General features: G+C 41.0%; 14 protein-coding genes and 1 riboswitch. Of the genes, 3 read left to right on the forward strand and 11 right to left on the reverse strand.

The features are described 5' to 3' along the window. Positions 1–10: 10 nt before the first annotated feature. The 5 genes from ACXAFE_RS17385 to ACXAFE_RS17405 form a co-directional block, all read right to left on the reverse strand. The gene (locus tag ACXAFE_RS17385) at positions 11–2692 is read right to left on the reverse strand and encodes a DEAD/DEAH box helicase family protein (protein WP_475155527.1); all 2682 of its coding nucleotides are present in this window, start codon (positions 2690–2692) and stop codon (positions 11–13) included. An 86-nt stretch (positions 2693–2778) separates the two neighbouring features. Next, positions 2779–4116, reverse strand: coding sequence for an N-succinylarginine dihydrolase (gene astB, locus ACXAFE_RS17390; protein WP_475155529.1), 1338 nt, complete (start codon positions 4114–4116; stop codon positions 2779–2781). Positions 4117–4228: 112 nt separating this feature from the next. After that, positions 4229–5047: a cobalamin-binding protein gene (locus tag ACXAFE_RS17395; RefSeq protein WP_475155533.1), complete on the reverse strand. Its 819-nt coding sequence runs from the start codon at positions 5045–5047 to the stop codon at positions 4229–4231. Continuing rightward, entirely contained in the window at positions 5040–6407 is a 1368-nt protein-coding gene (locus ACXAFE_RS17400) for a cobyrinate a,c-diamide synthase (RefSeq protein WP_475155538.1), read from the reverse strand. Before ACXAFE_RS17400 ends, ACXAFE_RS17395 begins: the two co-directional genes overlap by 8 nt. Further along, a complete protein-coding gene (locus ACXAFE_RS17405; protein WP_475155542.1) occupies positions 6397–7023 on the reverse strand; it encodes a hypothetical protein in 627 nt (208 codons plus the stop codon). The genes ACXAFE_RS17400 and ACXAFE_RS17405 overlap by 11 nt, the downstream gene beginning before the upstream one ends. A 186-nt stretch (positions 7024–7209) precedes the next feature. Continuing rightward, positions 7210–7399, reverse strand: a riboswitch (cobalamin riboswitch). Between the two features lie 132 nt (positions 7400–7531). On the opposite strand from ACXAFE_RS17405, the gene ACXAFE_RS17410 reads away from it, so the two are divergent. After that, positions 7532–8251 (forward strand): lipoate--protein ligase family protein, encoded by a 720-nt coding sequence (locus ACXAFE_RS17410; RefSeq protein ID WP_475155547.1) that lies wholly within the window; start codon positions 7532–7534, stop codon positions 8249–8251. A gap of 78 nt (positions 8252–8329) precedes the next feature. Next, positions 8330–9820: a dipeptidase gene (locus ACXAFE_RS17415; protein WP_475155552.1), complete on the forward strand. Its 1491-nt coding sequence runs from the start codon at positions 8330–8332 to the stop codon at positions 9818–9820. A 163-nt stretch (positions 9821–9983) separates the two neighbouring features. Here the strand turns inward: ACXAFE_RS17415 and ACXAFE_RS17420 are convergent, their stop codons facing one another. The 3 genes from ACXAFE_RS17420 to ACXAFE_RS17430 all read right to left on the reverse strand — a co-directional run bounded on the left by ACXAFE_RS17420 (position 9984) and on the right by ACXAFE_RS17430 (position 11816). Further along, positions 9984–10289: a hypothetical protein gene (locus ACXAFE_RS17420; RefSeq protein WP_475155555.1), complete on the reverse strand. Its 306-nt coding sequence runs from the start codon at positions 10287–10289 to the stop codon at positions 9984–9986. A gap of 127 nt (positions 10290–10416) precedes the next feature. Further along, entirely contained in the window at positions 10417–11145 is a 729-nt protein-coding gene (locus ACXAFE_RS17425; protein WP_475155557.1) for a hypothetical protein, read from the reverse strand. 71 nt (positions 11146–11216) lie between these two features. After that, positions 11217–11816, reverse strand: a complete 600-nt coding sequence (locus ACXAFE_RS17430; protein ID WP_475155562.1) for a TetR/AcrR family transcriptional regulator — start codon at positions 11814–11816, stop codon at positions 11217–11219. Between the two features lie 123 nt (positions 11817–11939). Between ACXAFE_RS17430 and ACXAFE_RS17435 the strand changes: the two genes are divergently transcribed. Beyond that, positions 11940–13067 carry an MBL fold metallo-hydrolase gene (locus ACXAFE_RS17435; protein ID WP_475155565.1) on the forward strand — a complete coding sequence of 376 codons (1128 nt, stop codon included), beginning with the start codon at positions 11940–11942 and terminating at the stop codon, positions 13065–13067. Between the two features lie 65 nt (positions 13068–13132). Here the strand turns inward: ACXAFE_RS17435 and ACXAFE_RS17440 are convergent, their stop codons facing one another. The 3 genes from ACXAFE_RS17440 to ACXAFE_RS17450 form a co-directional block, all read right to left on the reverse strand. Continuing rightward, positions 13133–13927 (reverse strand): substrate-binding periplasmic protein, encoded by a 795-nt coding sequence (locus tag ACXAFE_RS17440; RefSeq protein WP_475155569.1) that lies wholly within the window; start codon positions 13925–13927, stop codon positions 13133–13135. Positions 13928–14024: 97 nt separating this feature from the next. Then, positions 14025–14264, reverse strand: a complete 240-nt coding sequence (locus tag ACXAFE_RS17445; protein WP_475155572.1) for a hypothetical protein — start codon at positions 14262–14264, stop codon at positions 14025–14027. Positions 14265–14454: 190 nt separating this feature from the next. Beyond that, positions 14455–16311 carry a S8 family peptidase gene (locus ACXAFE_RS17450; protein ID WP_475155576.1) on the reverse strand — a complete coding sequence of 619 codons (1857 nt, stop codon included), beginning with the start codon at positions 16309–16311 and terminating at the stop codon, positions 14455–14457. Between the last annotated feature and the right edge of the window lie 439 nt (positions 16312–16750).

Raw genomic sequence — 16750 nt, forward strand, 5'->3', positions numbered from 1 at the left:
AAGGTATTGCTTAATGCCATTTATCAACACGCCTCATATCGTTGGCAAACACCGACGAAAACGCATGCATTTTCGCTTTAAGTAACGATTTTCTTCCCTCAAAGTTACGTGTATAAATCAAATCAGCTGACCCTACGTATTTATTCCATGCAACCACATAGCGCTCTGCAAATTGCTTTTTTACCCCAATACACGTTGGGACCGCATGATAGTCTTTTCGTGCAAGCCCCGCGAAGTCACCTTCTCGAACAACTAAATAACGTGGGTTATCAATTGGTGCCAGTACCTCAGCCACACAATCTGCAAATAACGACGATTCATAAAATGTACCGCCTGTAAGTGCAATTGTTAAGCCTCCGTCATAACCCTGGGATGTTTTTATATCAAGCATTCTGAGCGGGGTTGTAAGCTTATTTGTTTTCGCTAATGTTTCAATCACCGCGTTACCAATTTGCTTCAATGATCCATCGACAGGTAAATGCAAAAGCATTATGCGCAACGCTTTGAGTGTTTTAGGTAAGTTTTTAACAAATCCATACGTAAATCCGCCTGCTAAAAACCATAACATTACTGTTACTGACTGCGGGTATTTCATAAATGACAGACTCATTGCAAGGGCGCTCATCATTCCCAACAAGAGCTCTTGCGTTAAGTACTTAAACGTATTTTTTAAATGGACTGTTTTAAACCGCGTAACTGCTTGGGTTTCAACGGATGGCAAGGTACGGCCTGTTTTATCAATAGTTAATGCACGTTGCCATTTGGCTGGTAGCTGCTCAATGTTTTTAAAGCGTTTGATCATCTGCTTGTTGTTGGCATATACCGCAAACTTCATTGAACTTGTTGTGTTAAAATAAAACGCTAATTTTGAATCAAGCCGCTCAAATCCGCTTTCTATCGCGTTACTGTTTTCAGCTAACCCAACGAACGTTAAAAAACGCCTTTGTAAGTTGTTAAAGTCAATTAATCCGTAATAGCTTTCTTTATCAACCGCAACCAAATGCCAGATACTACTTGCTTTTTGAGGTGACGACTTATCAAGACGAATAGCCCTTCCTCGCATTTGATTCGTCAACATAAACGAACCAACCGAACTTGCTAACACTAAAGAATTTACTACTGGTGCATCCCAACCTTCTCCAAGCAATGCCCGTGTCCCAATCAAGGTTTTAATATCACCATCACACAGTAACTTGGTAAATAATGAAGTAAGTACGTTCAAAGAGCCGGTTACCTTTACATAACCATTAAGCCCAGTGATAGGCGTAAATCCCAGCTTTTCACTTGCATCATCACTTTTGAAATACGCTACTTTGCTTTCATGAACAATTGATAAACGTCCTGTCAGTAACGCTACATCTTCATTAATGTTTGAATGCTTTGCGAGCATCTCAAATACCGGCCAACTCCCAAGTGTTGTTTCACCAATTTGAGTATTATTGGACAGTGACTCATCTCTAATAAAATCAGTCAGGATCACTTGTCTAAGTTGCTGCTGTCTTTTCTTGTATTCAATGCGATGAATATCAAGGCACCCTTTAATTTTTGCTGAACTGAGTGAAAGTGAACGTTCGAGCCGATTAGAATGCGCTAACATTAAATCGCGTTTGTGCAGAAGTTCGGAAGCTCTAAGCTGCTTTTTTAGCTCAGTAATAAAACGCTCTTGTTCATCATTCTGTGCAAATGTTTTTGAAAAAAGCATTGCTTCTATTAACTTTTGCCACCACGACCGAGTTAGCTTAGGAACATCTTCACACGTTAAATCAAGCAGCGCTAACGCGTTTTGTGGTAGTGCTTGTTTGGTGTGTTTAAGTAACACTAAAATTGCAATCAACGCATGCGGAGACTTAATAATATCAGCGGTACTGACTTGTGGTTGTGTAAGCCAAGTATGATGCTTACACATGTCTAAAAATGTCTCGTTCGCCAATAAATGCTTAAACAACTGTTTTACGCGCGCATCAAACTCACGCAATTTTGACCGCTCATTAGCGGACGCATCAACAGCCCAAACGTAATCTTGATGAGGACACAAGGTATTTGCTTTGACCAGCTCTGGTACTGATATTTCTTCGTCGATAGTACCGCACAACTGCTCGTACTTTCCCCACTCATGACCATCAGAATCATAAGGTGGGGTAGCAGTTAAAGAGACCAGTGTAATCTGTGGCAGTGCGTCACATACTGCGGTAAGTACTTTCCACCACTCCTGTCGTAAATGGTGTGCCTCATCTAAAATAAGTACGCTTATTTCTGCATTTTTCAAACTTGAAATAAACGCATTTACTTCACAAGAATCGAGTGTTGCTGGCTCATTCTCCTGCTCATCACACTCATATTGTGCGTCTTCATTTTGAGAGATTTTAGCGTGTAATGCTTGGTAGGTAATTGATGTAAAGCTTCTAGGAGTATGCAAGTCATTACTGACCCAAGCCAATTCAAATGGATTATCACAGTCTACAAAATCAGCTAAACGTTCAATCCATTGATCGCGAATGACACGCGTCGGAGACAAAATTAGTGCGTTTTGTGCTAATCGCTTGAATACTTCAATGCCCAGTGTGGTTTTTCCGGCCCCTGGCGCTGCAACGATATGCAGCTTGTCATCTTCAAGATGTTCATCAACAGCGTTAAGCACTCGGGATTGATACGGACGCCAAGAATATTTAAAGTTTAACTGCGAGAAATCCATTCGTTATATAACTTTAATGATTACAGAGCCGTATAGTAATCATAAATCCGCTTCAAGCCAACAGCGCTATTCTTAGCTCATTATCGTCAGTCCATTTGAAATGGGTAAATTGAACCAAGCTTTAAAATTTGGCTTAATTCGTCAAGGGCTGTTTGGCTTTCTACAAGTAAGCTTGGGTCGGCTAAATCATCTTCTGCAATCGCATCTCGATAATGCTTCTCAACCCAGGCTGTTAAGGTATGGTATTTCGCTTCATCCATTAAACATTCAGGGGCAACGGCGCTTAATTCCAACTCATTTAGTGGCACGCGAAGACGTAAACACGCTGGACCACCGCCATTTTTCATGCTTTGTTGCAAGTCAAAATAAATCACTTGAGAAACGGGATTGTTTTCATCACAAAGCGTCGCAAGATAGGTCGCCACTTTATCGTTATTTTGGCATTCGGTAGGGGCTACAATAGCCATAGTGCCGTTTAGTAATGTAATAAGCTGGCTGTTAAAAATGTAGCTTGAAACTGCATCTTCAACACTCACATAATCGCTACTGACTTCAATTAAGTGTAGTGGTTTATCACCTTGGTATTTTGTGTTTATAGTTTCAACCGCACGTGCGGATTGATAAAATGCCATTTCATGATAAAGCAGCACATTTTCATTACCAATTGCGATTACGTCATTATGAAATACACCTTGGTCAATAACATTTGGGTTTTGCTGCACAAATAAGCAATTTGCTTCGCTCAAACCATGTGCGCGAGCAACGGCCTCGCTGGCAGCTAACGTTTGCCTTGCAGGGTAAATGTTTGGTTTTATTTCTGATAACGCATCTTCACCATAAACAAAGAGCGATAGCCCTTTTGCGTTATGAGAATTGGCTAAACGTGTGTGATTTGCCGCCCCTTCATCGCCCAATAATGGATGATGTGGTAGTGGCTCATGATGGGTAAAATACTGTGCATTGTTAAAAATAGCTTTAAAAGTACGGCTTGTTTGCTCGGCTTCTATGGCGCGGTGTAGTTTGTTACTTAAATTGGCAGGTGTGAAGTGCACTTTGCCATCGTCACAATCCAAACTATTCGATACCGTTGCCGCATTTGCCGACCACATTGAGGATGCCGAATAACAGGCTTTTAAAAACTGCGGCGCGTGTTTGGCTGCTTTTGTAATTACGTCTTTATCGCTACCTGAAAAACCCAACTTTCTAAGTGTGTAAGTATCTGGGCGAACCTGCGGCGGTAAAATGCCCTGCTTTAAGCCAAGCTTTGTCATCGCCAGCATTTTTTCAAGGCCTTGCAGCGCAGCTTTTTTCGGATTGGCGATTTGCTTTGCGTTATTTTTAGATGCGACGTTACCAAACGATAAGCCGCTGTAGTTATGGGTTGGGCCAACCAACCCATCAAAATTAACTTCGTACACTGTCATCTTTGCATCCTTTTAGTGCAACATTGCACTATTATTAGGCGTTTTTCGTGTTTAAAACCGAAAAAACATGAATACAAAGCTAAGTTGCTAAATACATGCCAGACCCTAGAAATTAAGTTGCGTACTGTGTGCTCCAGTTTTTAATAATACGATGAATTTGATTTATGCCATCCGTTAGCGCGGCCGGACCTGGCTGCAGAATATCGCTCGAATTGATTTCATAGACATGCTTGTTTATCACTGCCGGAATGGTTTGCCAGCCCTCGCGCGATAACATTTTCTCAGGCACAAAAGGGCGACCACACCAGGCTGCAAAAATAATATCCGGCGCTTTTTCAATTACTTCGCATGGGTCTTTAATAATGCGATTTTTGGCAAGGCTTTCACTGGCAAATTCCTTGTAACAATCAATGCCACCGGCGATTTCTACCAATTCACTGACCCAAGTAATGCCAGTAATAAGTGGATCAAACCACTCTTCAAAATACACCTTAGGTTTTACTGTAAGCTGAGCTGCACTTGCTTTAATCGTGTTTAGATTATCCACCAATTGATTAACTAGTTTTTCGCCTTTTTGTGGCTCGCCAATCAATGCCGACAGTGTTCGGATCATTTGCAACACCTCTTGAATACTGCGGTGATTAAAACAGTGCACATTGACGCCTTGCTTTATTAAATCACGCACAATATCAGCCTGAAGATCAGAAAATGCCAATGCTAAATCGGGCTCTAATGACATAATTTTATCGATGCGAGCGCTTATAAACGCCGAAACTTTAGGCTTTTCACGTTTAGCTCTTTCAGGGCGCACAGTATAAGCAGAGATGCCAACAATACGGTGTTGCTCACCCATTAAATAAAGTGCTTCTGTGGTTTCTTCCGTTAAACAAATTATGCGCTCAGGCCATTCCGCTTTTCTAAAATCACTCATCCCGTGTTACTTCTCCATTAAAAAACGTAACAAAAAACGCCATGTTGCTAGGAAAATACCAATGCATATAAGATGCGAGTATTTTGTCACACGCATAAATTGCCTCAGCTTGCGTGTGACGCGGATAAAACTGTGAATACGCTAAAGCGGTTAGGTTAATTTCGGCGCTTGAATAATGAAAGCTGTGCCCTCGCACTTCACAAGGTTCAGCAATATTTTGATAAACAGCGCTTAAATCGACATATTGTTGACCAATGCTAGAGAGGGTTTTATTCATGGTTGCTTTGCCATTTAACACGCCACACATAGTAAAGTGTGTATTTTCACTTATTAATTCATCCAATAAGTAGAGCATACCGCCACACTCCGCTAAGACCGGCTTGTTACTTTGCGAAAACTGTTTTACCCCTTGTTTAAACGCATTATTTTGGCTTAATTGCTGAGCATAAAGCTCCGGATACCCACCTGGAATATAGAGCGCATCACCCTTTGGCAAGGTTTTATCCTGTAATGGTGAAATGTAGCTTAGCTCTGCGCCAAAATCTGCCAGCATCGCCAAATTGGCACGATACAAAAACGAAAACGCATTGTCTTTAGCAACCAAAATACGTTGGCCTTTTAGTGGTTTAGCACGTTTAAAATCTGCGTATTGCTTTGCATCATCTCCCTCTTTTGAAGGCCAAAACACCACGTCATTGGGTAATTGATTAAAGTGTGAGTTAGCAAATTGCTGTGCGGCTTGTTCTAAATACAAGTCGATATGTTGTAACTCACCTGCTTGCATAATGCCAAGGTGGCGCTCAGGCAAACTAATTTGGGAATTTCGTAAAAAGTAGTCTTGCGTTAATGCCTTTTCGTTTATTGATTGCAAAACCATTTCGCCATGTCCTTGACCTGCGATCTTATTGGCTATCACACCGTAAAAATTAAGCCTTGGCTGATAATTAACTAAGCCATGAACTAAGGCGCCAAAACTTTGCGCCATGGCCGAACCATCAATCACCGCCAAAATCGGAATACCAAATAAGTCACTTAAATCGGCAGTATTTGGTGTGCCATCAAACAGCCCCATTACGCCTTCAATCAAAATAAGATCTGCAACGATAGCGGCTTGGTACAGCATACGCTGACATTCACTTTCGCCCACCATCCAAAGATCCAATTGATACACAGGGCGGTTTGATGCCGCTTCTAAAATCATTGGATCAATAAAATCAGGCCCGGTTTTAAACACCTGAACCGTTTTACCCATATTTGTAAAATAGCGTGCCATGGCCGCGGTCACTGTGGTTTTGCCCGCCCCCGAATTTGGCGCACTAATTACAAGTGCTGGGCAAAATACCGGCGAATTAACTGCCATGGTGAGTTGTTTTTAAAATGCTGGTGTGTGGTTTTAAGTAATAACAGGCAAGGTACAATGCCAACGCAATCGCCACATAGCCAAACGGGCTAGTAACATATGGCGCGTAATACTGTGCTACACGCTCTGAGTAAGTACTTAACGACATATCGCTAAATTTACCCGATAACCAATAATAGCTCGCGTTTGAGGTTAGAAATGCAATTGAGCTTGCAAGCCATAAGTTTACCAGTGCCATTAGCGTTTTTGCTGCAACCGAACGCTTTGTTTCATCGAGCTTTAGTTGCAAACTTTTATGACCCGCCCACCACAGCACATAGTAGCCAACAAATAAAAATGGGTATGAGCGCGTAATACAATCGCCAAAATCACCGCGATAATAGCTGCTGGTTAAATCAATCGACACACTTAGTACCACAAATACGGCAAAAGTACGGTGCTTAGACCCCAGCAAACCTAAAATAAAGAAAATTGCTGTACTGGCACTTGGCAAATGAAGCGCAGACGCAAAGTGATACTGGCGGGTGGCTATCATCAATAGCGCTAACAACGCATAAATCAGCAACGAGAATTGTTGCACTTTAATTGGGGTAAATAAACTTGAACGATCTGTCATTATAATTTTTCCACATACTAGAATTGATGCGATAGGACATGACAAGATACAAGGCACACGCCTTTGCCTGTTACTGCAAGGAATAACAATATCGGTTTCAGGTAATTAGATGATCAATTATCGCGACCACAAATTACTGCAATTGATATAAAAGCGACTGTGTTCTCGTTGCTCACCGCCCACCGCAGTACTCGAGTGAACTAGGCCGGTCTCCGGACTCCTGATCATCGCTTTGACAGCACCTTCCCATCATAAACAGACAGTGGTGGTTGTCGCTCACAGTTACCGTTGCGGGGGCAGTTCCAGATTTTAACTGGATTCCCGTTTAAACATTGTTTATAAAAAAACAATAGTCACCTAATTACAACGCAAATATATGTCAGCTAGCATTATTAAATCAAGCTAAGACATTATTCTTATTAAAACTTTTTGTTTGTTGATATAACGAGGCACTGTCAAAAATTACAAACTGCGGTATGCTAAGCAAAAAGTTAATCTTTAATTAGCAATGTCAAAAGTAAAAGCCAAAGTACTTCGTTTCAACCAAATCTCAGTTGAAGCGGTTTTTGAGAAAGAAAATGAATTAATTAGCCAACTGCAAAACGGCAATTTAGACCAAGCACTGTTACTTTGGCAAAGCGATAAGCCAACTTTGGTTTTACCATCAGGTAATAAATGGCAACAAACTGAAGCGCTCGAAACAAAGCTAAAGAAAACCGATTGGCAACTCTACGCCCGCAAAACTGGCGGCGCCCCTGTACCACAATGTGATGGGGTAATTAATGTATCTTATATGTATGTTTTAGAAGAACATATTCCCTACTCTATTCCAAACGCCTACAAAGATTTTTGCGCTATTTTATCTTCGTTTTTTGAACAGTTTAATATTAAGGTTGAAACCCACGCCACCCCCGGTAGCTATTGCGATGGTGATTACAATCTTAATATTAAAGGTAAAAAAATCGTCGGCACAGCCCAACGTGTATTACTAAAAAAAGGTGGTGGAAAAATTATACTGGCGCAGGCCTGCATTTTAGTAAATGCTGATATGCCAACCTTAGTTGCACCTGTAAATTTGTGTTACCAACATCATCAACAAGGTGATCGTGCAATAGCCGATGTGCATACCAGCTTGTTTGAGCACACCCAAGAGCGACCCGATATAAGCGAATTATTTCAGCGCCTATTTACCAGTTTTATAAATCATCAAAAACATAAATCGAGCTGATCGTAAAACCCTTTTTTTAGTGTTCAGCAGTGTTACACTTGGGGCTTATTACACCTTTAATTACCTTTGGAGTGCCCCTTGAAATTCGCTCTTCTTCCATGTGCTGCATTAGTTGCAAGCCATGCGTTTGCATCTGTTAGCCCATCTACCGATGAGTTGGCACAATACGCCGTAGCAGAATACCAAAATGCGCAAATACATACGTTAGCCAATATGGTGTCGTTTCCGACCGTTAATAAGAAAGACATCGATACACCGCAAAATCCAGATTTTATTGGCTTTAAATCGCTATTAAAAATTAAAGCGGCGGAGCTTGATTTAGATTATCAAGATTTTGGCCATACCGTATTAATTGGCATGGGTGAGCAACAAGACAAAGTAACCATAGTGACCCATGGTGATGTGCAACCAGCAGACCCTACAAAATGGCAGCAGAGCCCATTTGTACTCGATAGCACCTCTGAGCCAGGTAAGTTAATTGGCCGAGGTACCGAAGACGACAAAGGCGCAATTGCTACTGCACTCTATGCCATGAAAGCGCTAAAAGATAATAATGTTACGCTAAACAATCGTATCGAACTGATGGTATACCTTGCTGAAGAATCAGATTGGGAACCACTAAAGCGCTTTATGAAACGCTATCAACAACCAAAATATGCTGTGACCATTGACGCTTCTTACCCTGTGGTTGTTGCCGAAAAAGGCTGGAGCTTAGTTGCCCCAACATTTACAGGTTCATCACCACAAACCGGTGTTTATGTTAGCGAGTTAAAAGGCGGTGCATTTGTTAGCCAAATACCTGAAGATGCCAGTGTGGTACTTCATAATGCGGATGCGCAAGCGCTTAACATACTTAAGCAAAACATAAATGCACTGAAAGATGTACAAGTAACACTTACGGCAAAAGGCGATAGCGTACTTGTCAGTGTTAAAGGGGAATCAGCGCACTCATCTGAGCCAGAAGCAGGACACAATGCCATCGCTCACTTGGCAGAAGTGTTCAAAGGTATTGATCTAGAGAATAACAGCGACGGTCAGGCCATTGAATTTATTAATCAACTTTTCGGCCTTGATTTATACGGCGCACAATTTGGTGACATTGCCTACCGTCACGATTTTATGGGGCCAATGACTGTCGCGCCAACACTTCTAAAACGCAGCGAAGAGGGTCTTAAATTATCGGTTAATTTACGCCGCCCAGTTGGTAAAACAGAATCGCTATTAAAATCACAAATTGATACCGCGCTTAACAATTGGCAAGCTAACAACAATGTGACGTTGAACGATGTGGAAATTCATATTGGCACGCCGATGCTGCTTGATGATGCACCGCACGCCCAAGCGCTTTTAGACATCTTTAAGCATTTTACTGGCGATGAAGATGCAAGCTTTGTTTCAATTGGTGGGGGCACTAATGCTAAGCTATTTGATAACGCCGTGTCGTTTGGCCCGTCAATGCCAGGTAAAAAATATACAGGTCATTCAGAGCACGAGTATTTAACACCAGAGCAAATGGCGCTTAACTTAAAAATGTATACCGCCATGATGGTGAAACTTGGCAATATGTAAACGACCAATTTAGAACAACCATAATTTATAATGAGGCAACGTTATGCTTTGTGACAAAAGTATGACGTTCCTTAGTACCTTGATTGCATTTAAAAAGTAGCACTTTTAAACAGACTTACACACCATTTCTGGGGATAACCTTGATACCAAATACCATTCTTATTTACGCCTTATCTAATACCCCTTTAAAGATTAGTGGGTAACGTCTTATACGGTTACCAATGTAATCATCTGCCATTATTTGTTGACAAAATTCATCAATGGTTAGGTTTGCTTCAAAAAGCCATTCCATTCGTTCCAGTGCACGCAAAAAACCACGTTTTAAAAATGCTTGGTTTTGATAATGCGCAATATTCTGCTTTACGATATTTAGTTTTTCAGGATCAGCTTGCAGCGCCGTAATCACCGCTTTTAAATATTGCTGCTGTTGCGGGTGTGCTTTTTCCTTGCGAGGGCGACCTAATGACACGTATTACTTCTCTTAATTAACCTTTAATAAAAAAACCTGAGTTCGGAGTAAAAATGGTAAGTTAACTGCTTAATCCGATCTCAAATTAGTTATATGGTGTTGCCATTAAGTTGGATTACTTTTCGCGTTATTTATTGAAAAACAGACTCGGGAAGTTAGCATACTCATAATGCTCACCAAACACCTCTGCCAGCTTCTTTGAGTGATAAAGCTTCTCAAACGCTAACTCAAATTGATTTTTGAGTAAGCGCCCTCGATCATTGTCATGAAAAACCAACCAAATTGGCGTTTTTCCCTGTAACTCGAGGGTTTCGAACATCCGTTTTTGCCGTTCCGTTAAGTTGTAAATATGATCGACTACGACATCTACTTTACCTGATTCCAATAACACTAGCGCTTTGTGAATATCGGTAAAACGGTAGCTCTGCGCATGTTCTGGCACATAACGGTTGTAAGCGTATTCTTCAAACCACCCAACAGTTAAATCTTTAAAGTCCTCACTGTGGCGCAGTTTTGTTGTGCGCGGGTTGTAGATAGCAATAATGGGGAATTCCATATCTATATAATATTTTGGATAAACTACATCACCCAATAGCTCGTTATCGCTCTTATAAACACCAACAAGCACATCTGCTTTTTGATTTTTAAACAGGCGCTTGGCGCGCGCATAGCTGCCAACGTCAAATTTTAACTGCTTATTTACCAAGGTTTTCTTGACCAATTCAAGGTAAATCCCCTCACCTCCTGGCTCTGAAAATTCGCGCCAATGTGCCGCTGCAACAGTGATTTGTTCGGCCTTTGTAGGTAATGCACCTAACAAAGAGATAAAGCAGATTATACAAACATCAAAACGCATAAAATCCAGTTTGTTTATTAAATCAATATCCAGAAAGTATAGATATATTCTGAAATTGTGCAGTAACAGCGTTATTGCCCACAGCCATAGCGCGCTAGAAACAGTTCAATCGTTTGATCTATTAAATAGGCTTCTTGTTGCTCACTGAGCACATCGAAACCGTATAAACGTGGATAAAAGATATGAGACTTCAACTGATAAACAAACTGCTTGGCTGCAAGTTCTTTGTCATCAATCTGCATTTTATGTGCTGACACTGCATCAGTTAAAAACTGTTCTAAATACGTCATACAGCCAATTGAATTGGCGCTCAGTTGTTTAGCAAATTCGGGGGCTTGCAACATTTGCAAAAAAGCAATTTTAGCAACACGTAAAAAATTGTCGGAGCGAAACAGCGAAACTTCATGCTCCGCGATAGTTAAAAGCTGTGCTTTAAGCGGCTTATTTTCATCAAATATAACTGTTTGAATATTATTAAGTTGCCCCATCATGCGTTCAATAATGGCGTAAAAAAGCGCATCTTTTGTTTCAAAATGGTTGTACACAGTACGTTTAGATACCACAGCCATTTTAGCCACTTCATCCATGCTGGTATGCACTACCCCATTTTCAAAAAACAGCTGCTCTGCAGCATCTAGAATATGAATGCGTTTTTGCTCAGATAATTTCATAGTTTTCTCATTAACAGTCTCCCTAATTTTAAACTTAATTAAAAAAAACTGCACTACACAGTTTACTTTTTTATCATTTAATGAAAAACTACACCGTGTAGTTTACATCTTTAGAGAAACTCGATGAAAACGATTAAGTGGTTAAGCCTTTTACTCATTATTTTATTTATTGGAGCCTGCACTGTGAACAATAACTTAGCAACTGACGGCACAAGAAAAACGCCCAATCAAAGCCTATACAAAAATGGGAAGTTCTATAACGCCGACGCAATGGAGCCAAATAGTTTACGCAAGGTTGCTGGTATTTTTGTCCGCTACTTTACGGAGAAAAAGCTCAATGCAATACCAGAACAGCCACTACCGATGAATACCTTATCGCGCGAACAGCTTGAATTACTTGACGATAACGAAATCCATATTGTAAAACTTGGTCACTCATCTATTTTACTTAAAGTATATGGTGAATTTTGGCTACTCGACCCTGTATTTGCAGAGCGCGCATCACCCTTTAGATTTATGGGGCCAAAGCGTTTTCACCCAACACCCATTTCGATAGAGGCGCTCCCTCCTATCGATAAGGTGCTAATTTCCCATAATCATTATGATCATCTCGATAAACACAGTGTGAAACTGCTTGCAGATAAAACTAAACAATTTTTAGTACCGACGGGGGTTGCAGGTGATTTAGCAAAATGGGGGATCAGCCCAACAAAAATAAAAGAGTTTGATTGGTGGCAAGAGTTAGCAACGACACGCGGTTTTGTTGCTTTTACGCCCACTAAGCATTTTTCAGGCAGAGCGCTGAATGATGGCAACAAAAGCTTATGGGGTTCTTGGGTAATTTCGGCCAACGCTAACACCTTATATTTTAGCGGTGACTCTGGTTATTTCTCTGGCTTTAAAGACATTGGCGAGCGCTATGGCCCATTTGATATGACCTTTATTGAAACTGGTGCCTACGATAAAGATTGGCCAGATGTGCACATGACACCAGAGCAAAGTCTACAAGCGCACCTTGATTTAAACGGCAAAATAATGACGCCAATCCATAATGGCACATTCGATTTAGCGTTTCACGCATGGTACGAACCACTCGAGCGGATCTTAACCCAAGCAACACAGCATGCTGTTAGTTTAAATACGCCAATAGTGGGTGAAATTCAGCAGCTCGGACAAGCGGCAAATACACATGCATGGTGGCAAGATTATATGCCATCTACCAAGCCAACAACTCTCGTTGCAACGAACTAAACTGTGATGTTTTGTTATTTAAGGGCGCACTGCGCGCTTAAATAACAAACAGCGATAAATAGCGTTTAGTTCATACCCTGTTTGTCGATTGATTGTTTGCTGTTTGAAGGCAATTGACTGACTAACTTCTCAAAAACCCCATTTCGTTTTATTTCAGCCAAGCCTTTATTAAATGCGTTTAGATACTCACTTGACGCTTCGCGATCTTTTTTAAACAGTAAATGGGTGGTGTCGCTGCGCAGCGGTTTTTTACGATAGGCTAGCCGCTTACGTTGACGCTCAGAAAACTCTCTTTTCAACATGTAGTTAGCAGGAATAAGCGACATTGGAAAAGCATCAATACGCCCTTTTATTAATCGCGCTAAATTTTGTTTATCGGTATTCGCCCAATCGAGTGTGAGCTTTGATTCATTTCCCGCTGCTAATAATTCTTTGGTATAGCTATAGCCAGTTGTAACGCCAATCAACTTGCCTGCAAAATCATCAATGTCTTGCCAATCCACCAGCGGCTTTTTGGTGTTGTAAAAAAAGTAGGTAGTTTCGGTGTAAAGTGGTTCACTGCAATAAAATTCCTGTTGTTTTTCCTCGGTACAAAACCAATAGGCAGCAACATCGAAATGACCTTTTTGCACTTCTACAAAACTGCGTCCCCACGGGAAATAACTAAATTTTACGCGATAACCTTGTGTTTGAAATGCGGCGCGAATAACCGCAGGTACAAAATTAAACTCGCCTTTGGCACGACTTGAATAAGGCGGATATTCGCCGATAGCAATGCTCAGAGTTTTTGCTTGGCATGGCATAGCCAACAAGCACATGGCAATCAATATACACGCTATCAGTTTTAAAAAGGTGGTCACATTTCTATCAAGCTAACACGCCTGAACCATAAAAACCAAAATAGGTACAAAACAGTAACCCTAATCGCCTTTATTGGCAAGTTCAGAAGATTTAAATCTACGATTTTTTACGTGCTTTTATATAAAGATAAAGCATAAATAGCCAAATCGTATTCGCACCAATTATATGGAACCAAAATGACACTGGAGACTCTTCTCGTAAAATTGCCTCACCGCTACGCCCCGCAGGAATAGCGCCGCTTTCAATACAAAAAATAGTGGGAAGGAGAAAAAGCAACATAATGATAATCACCCAGCCGAGTGTTGGCGCTTTTGCGTTTTGAATAAGCGGTGGCATCTGCATCCATACAGTAACGTGTTAATGTGAAGAGAATTATACTGGCAAGGTATAGCGCTAATTACAATACAAACAACCATTTATTTCACATACTCCGATAAACACAAACCAGCTACAGTGTCGTCATCTGAAACGTCAGCTCATAAAAAAGCCAGCGAAAACGCTGGCTTAACTTCAGAGAACTTAATGTTTAATAACTTGCTGTTAGCGTAACACCTGCGTAAGCAGAGTAAGCGTTAAGTAAGATGTGGTAGGTGCCACCCGTTGCGCCACTGCTTAAACTACATGACTCATTATTGCCCCAACGATAAGGACGACATTCATAATCGGTTGTCGTAGGTTGAGCGCCTTTTTTCACGTACAGATCTACGTCACCGCTACCATCTGCTGTGGTTACCGTAAGTGTTTGGTTTGCTGGCACTTCAATTTTGAAGAACACTTGACTATTGGCATCGCCCGATAAGTTTGCCATCGGTACACCGTTGTCTAAGCAATCCGTACAACCACCATCAGCACTATACGTAGCGACTAGACTTGCGCCTGAATATGCAGCGTAGCCTTGAAGCATCACGTAATACTTGCCGGCCGCTGGAGTATTAAACTCACAGCTTTCATTATTGCCGTTTTTATAAGGACGACAATCATAGTTACCTGTTGTGGCAGCTGAGCCTTGTTTCACATAGAGATCTGCATCACCCTGACCACCAGAAAGTGAAATAGATAAACTCGATTGTCCCGCTGGCACGTCAACAAAATAGCTGGTTTCACTGCCCGCAGCACCTGCAGCCGATACGGCTTGATCTTTAATCAATTCTGTCACAACAGGCGGCTCTGGGTCGACTGTGCCTTCAAGCGCATATAACAACTCGTTAGGTGAGCCCGATTTAGCATCCGATACTTTGTTTTTGCTAGCACCAGCTGAGAGTTTACTGTCGATTTGCGCTGGCGTTAAGCTATTGTCTTCATCAAGATAAAGTGCCACTACACCCGCAACATGCGGTGATGCCATTGATGTACCACTGATTGTATTTTCAGATGAGTCTGAGTTATACCAAGCTGATTTGATACTCGAACCCGGCGCATAAATATCTAAGCATGTGCCATAATTTGAGAAACTTGAACGACTATCACTCGACGTAGTCGAGCCAACAGTAATCGCCGTTGTTGCACGTGCAGGCGAGTAGTTACAGGCATTGCTGTTATCATTACCCGCTGCAACCACAAAGCTTACGCCCGAAGCCACCGCCGCCTCAACCGCTTGGTCAATTGCCGATGATGCCCCGCCACCTAGGCTCATATTCGCAACCGACGGGCCGCTAGCGTTGTTTTTCACCCAGTTAATACCATCAATAACACCCGACGTACTACCTGAACCGTTACAGCCTAATACGCGAACACCTACAATGTTAACGTTCTTAGCAACACCATAGTTTTGCCCACCAATAGTGCCAGCTACGTGCGTGCCATGACCATTACAGTCAGATGCATCCGAGTCATTATCTACAAAATCCCAACCACTGCTTGCACGGTTACCAAATTCGTTATGAGTATTACGAACACCAGTGTCAATTACGTAAGCAGTCACACCTGAGCCATCAAAGTTGTATGAATAATTGCTATCCAATGGTAAATCACGCTGATCAATGCGATCTAAACCCCAAATCGCATTTGATTGGTTTGCATTGCTAGATACGATTGGGTCAACCGAGATGATTTGCTCAGGTTCGATAAATTGAACGAGATCTTCTTTTAATAACTGTTTTAGCTGACCTTTCGACAGCGTATACTGTGCGCCGTTTAGGGTATTACCAAACAATTTATTGGCATTAACGCCATATTTGCCACGAATTTTGTCGACATTTTCTTTAGCTTGTTCAGCGATACCGCCACTCGCGAGACTTTTTGGTACTGAGTTAAATACTACAACATACTTGTTTGGTACTTGTTTACTGGCATTTACTTGAATCAACTTATCGCTATTTGCATGGGCAAAATTAGCAGAACACACCGTTGCTATGAGTAACATTGTTTTTGAATATTTAAACATGACGTTTCCTTGTTGCTTTGGGGTTAAGTACTGCTAAAAAACCTAGCTCAAAAAATAAACACATCAAAGTTTCATTTTCATTTTATTAACATTTGTACCGATAAAGGGGTGTTGAATGATGAATTATTTATACTTAAATAAGATTACTAATCACAAATATTAGATACAAAAATCTAAATGGTAATTATTTCTAAATAGTTTATGCTTTGTAAAAGTTTGTAACCGAGAAAACAAAATAATAAAAAAGAATGAGTAAAAAAACTTAAAAAAACAATACCTTTTGCTTTATAAATTTACGATGCATTAAGGTTAACTAAAAACCCCGATTTTGCCTTACATTGCTGATCAAGTTGAAAACCACATTTATATTGCGATATGCAGCTCCCATTTTTTGCAAATCAATTAAAACCCAGATGTAAACAAAATGTAAATTATCATT

It is taken from the genome of Pseudoalteromonas sp. ABV4_021 (assembly GCF_056159365.1).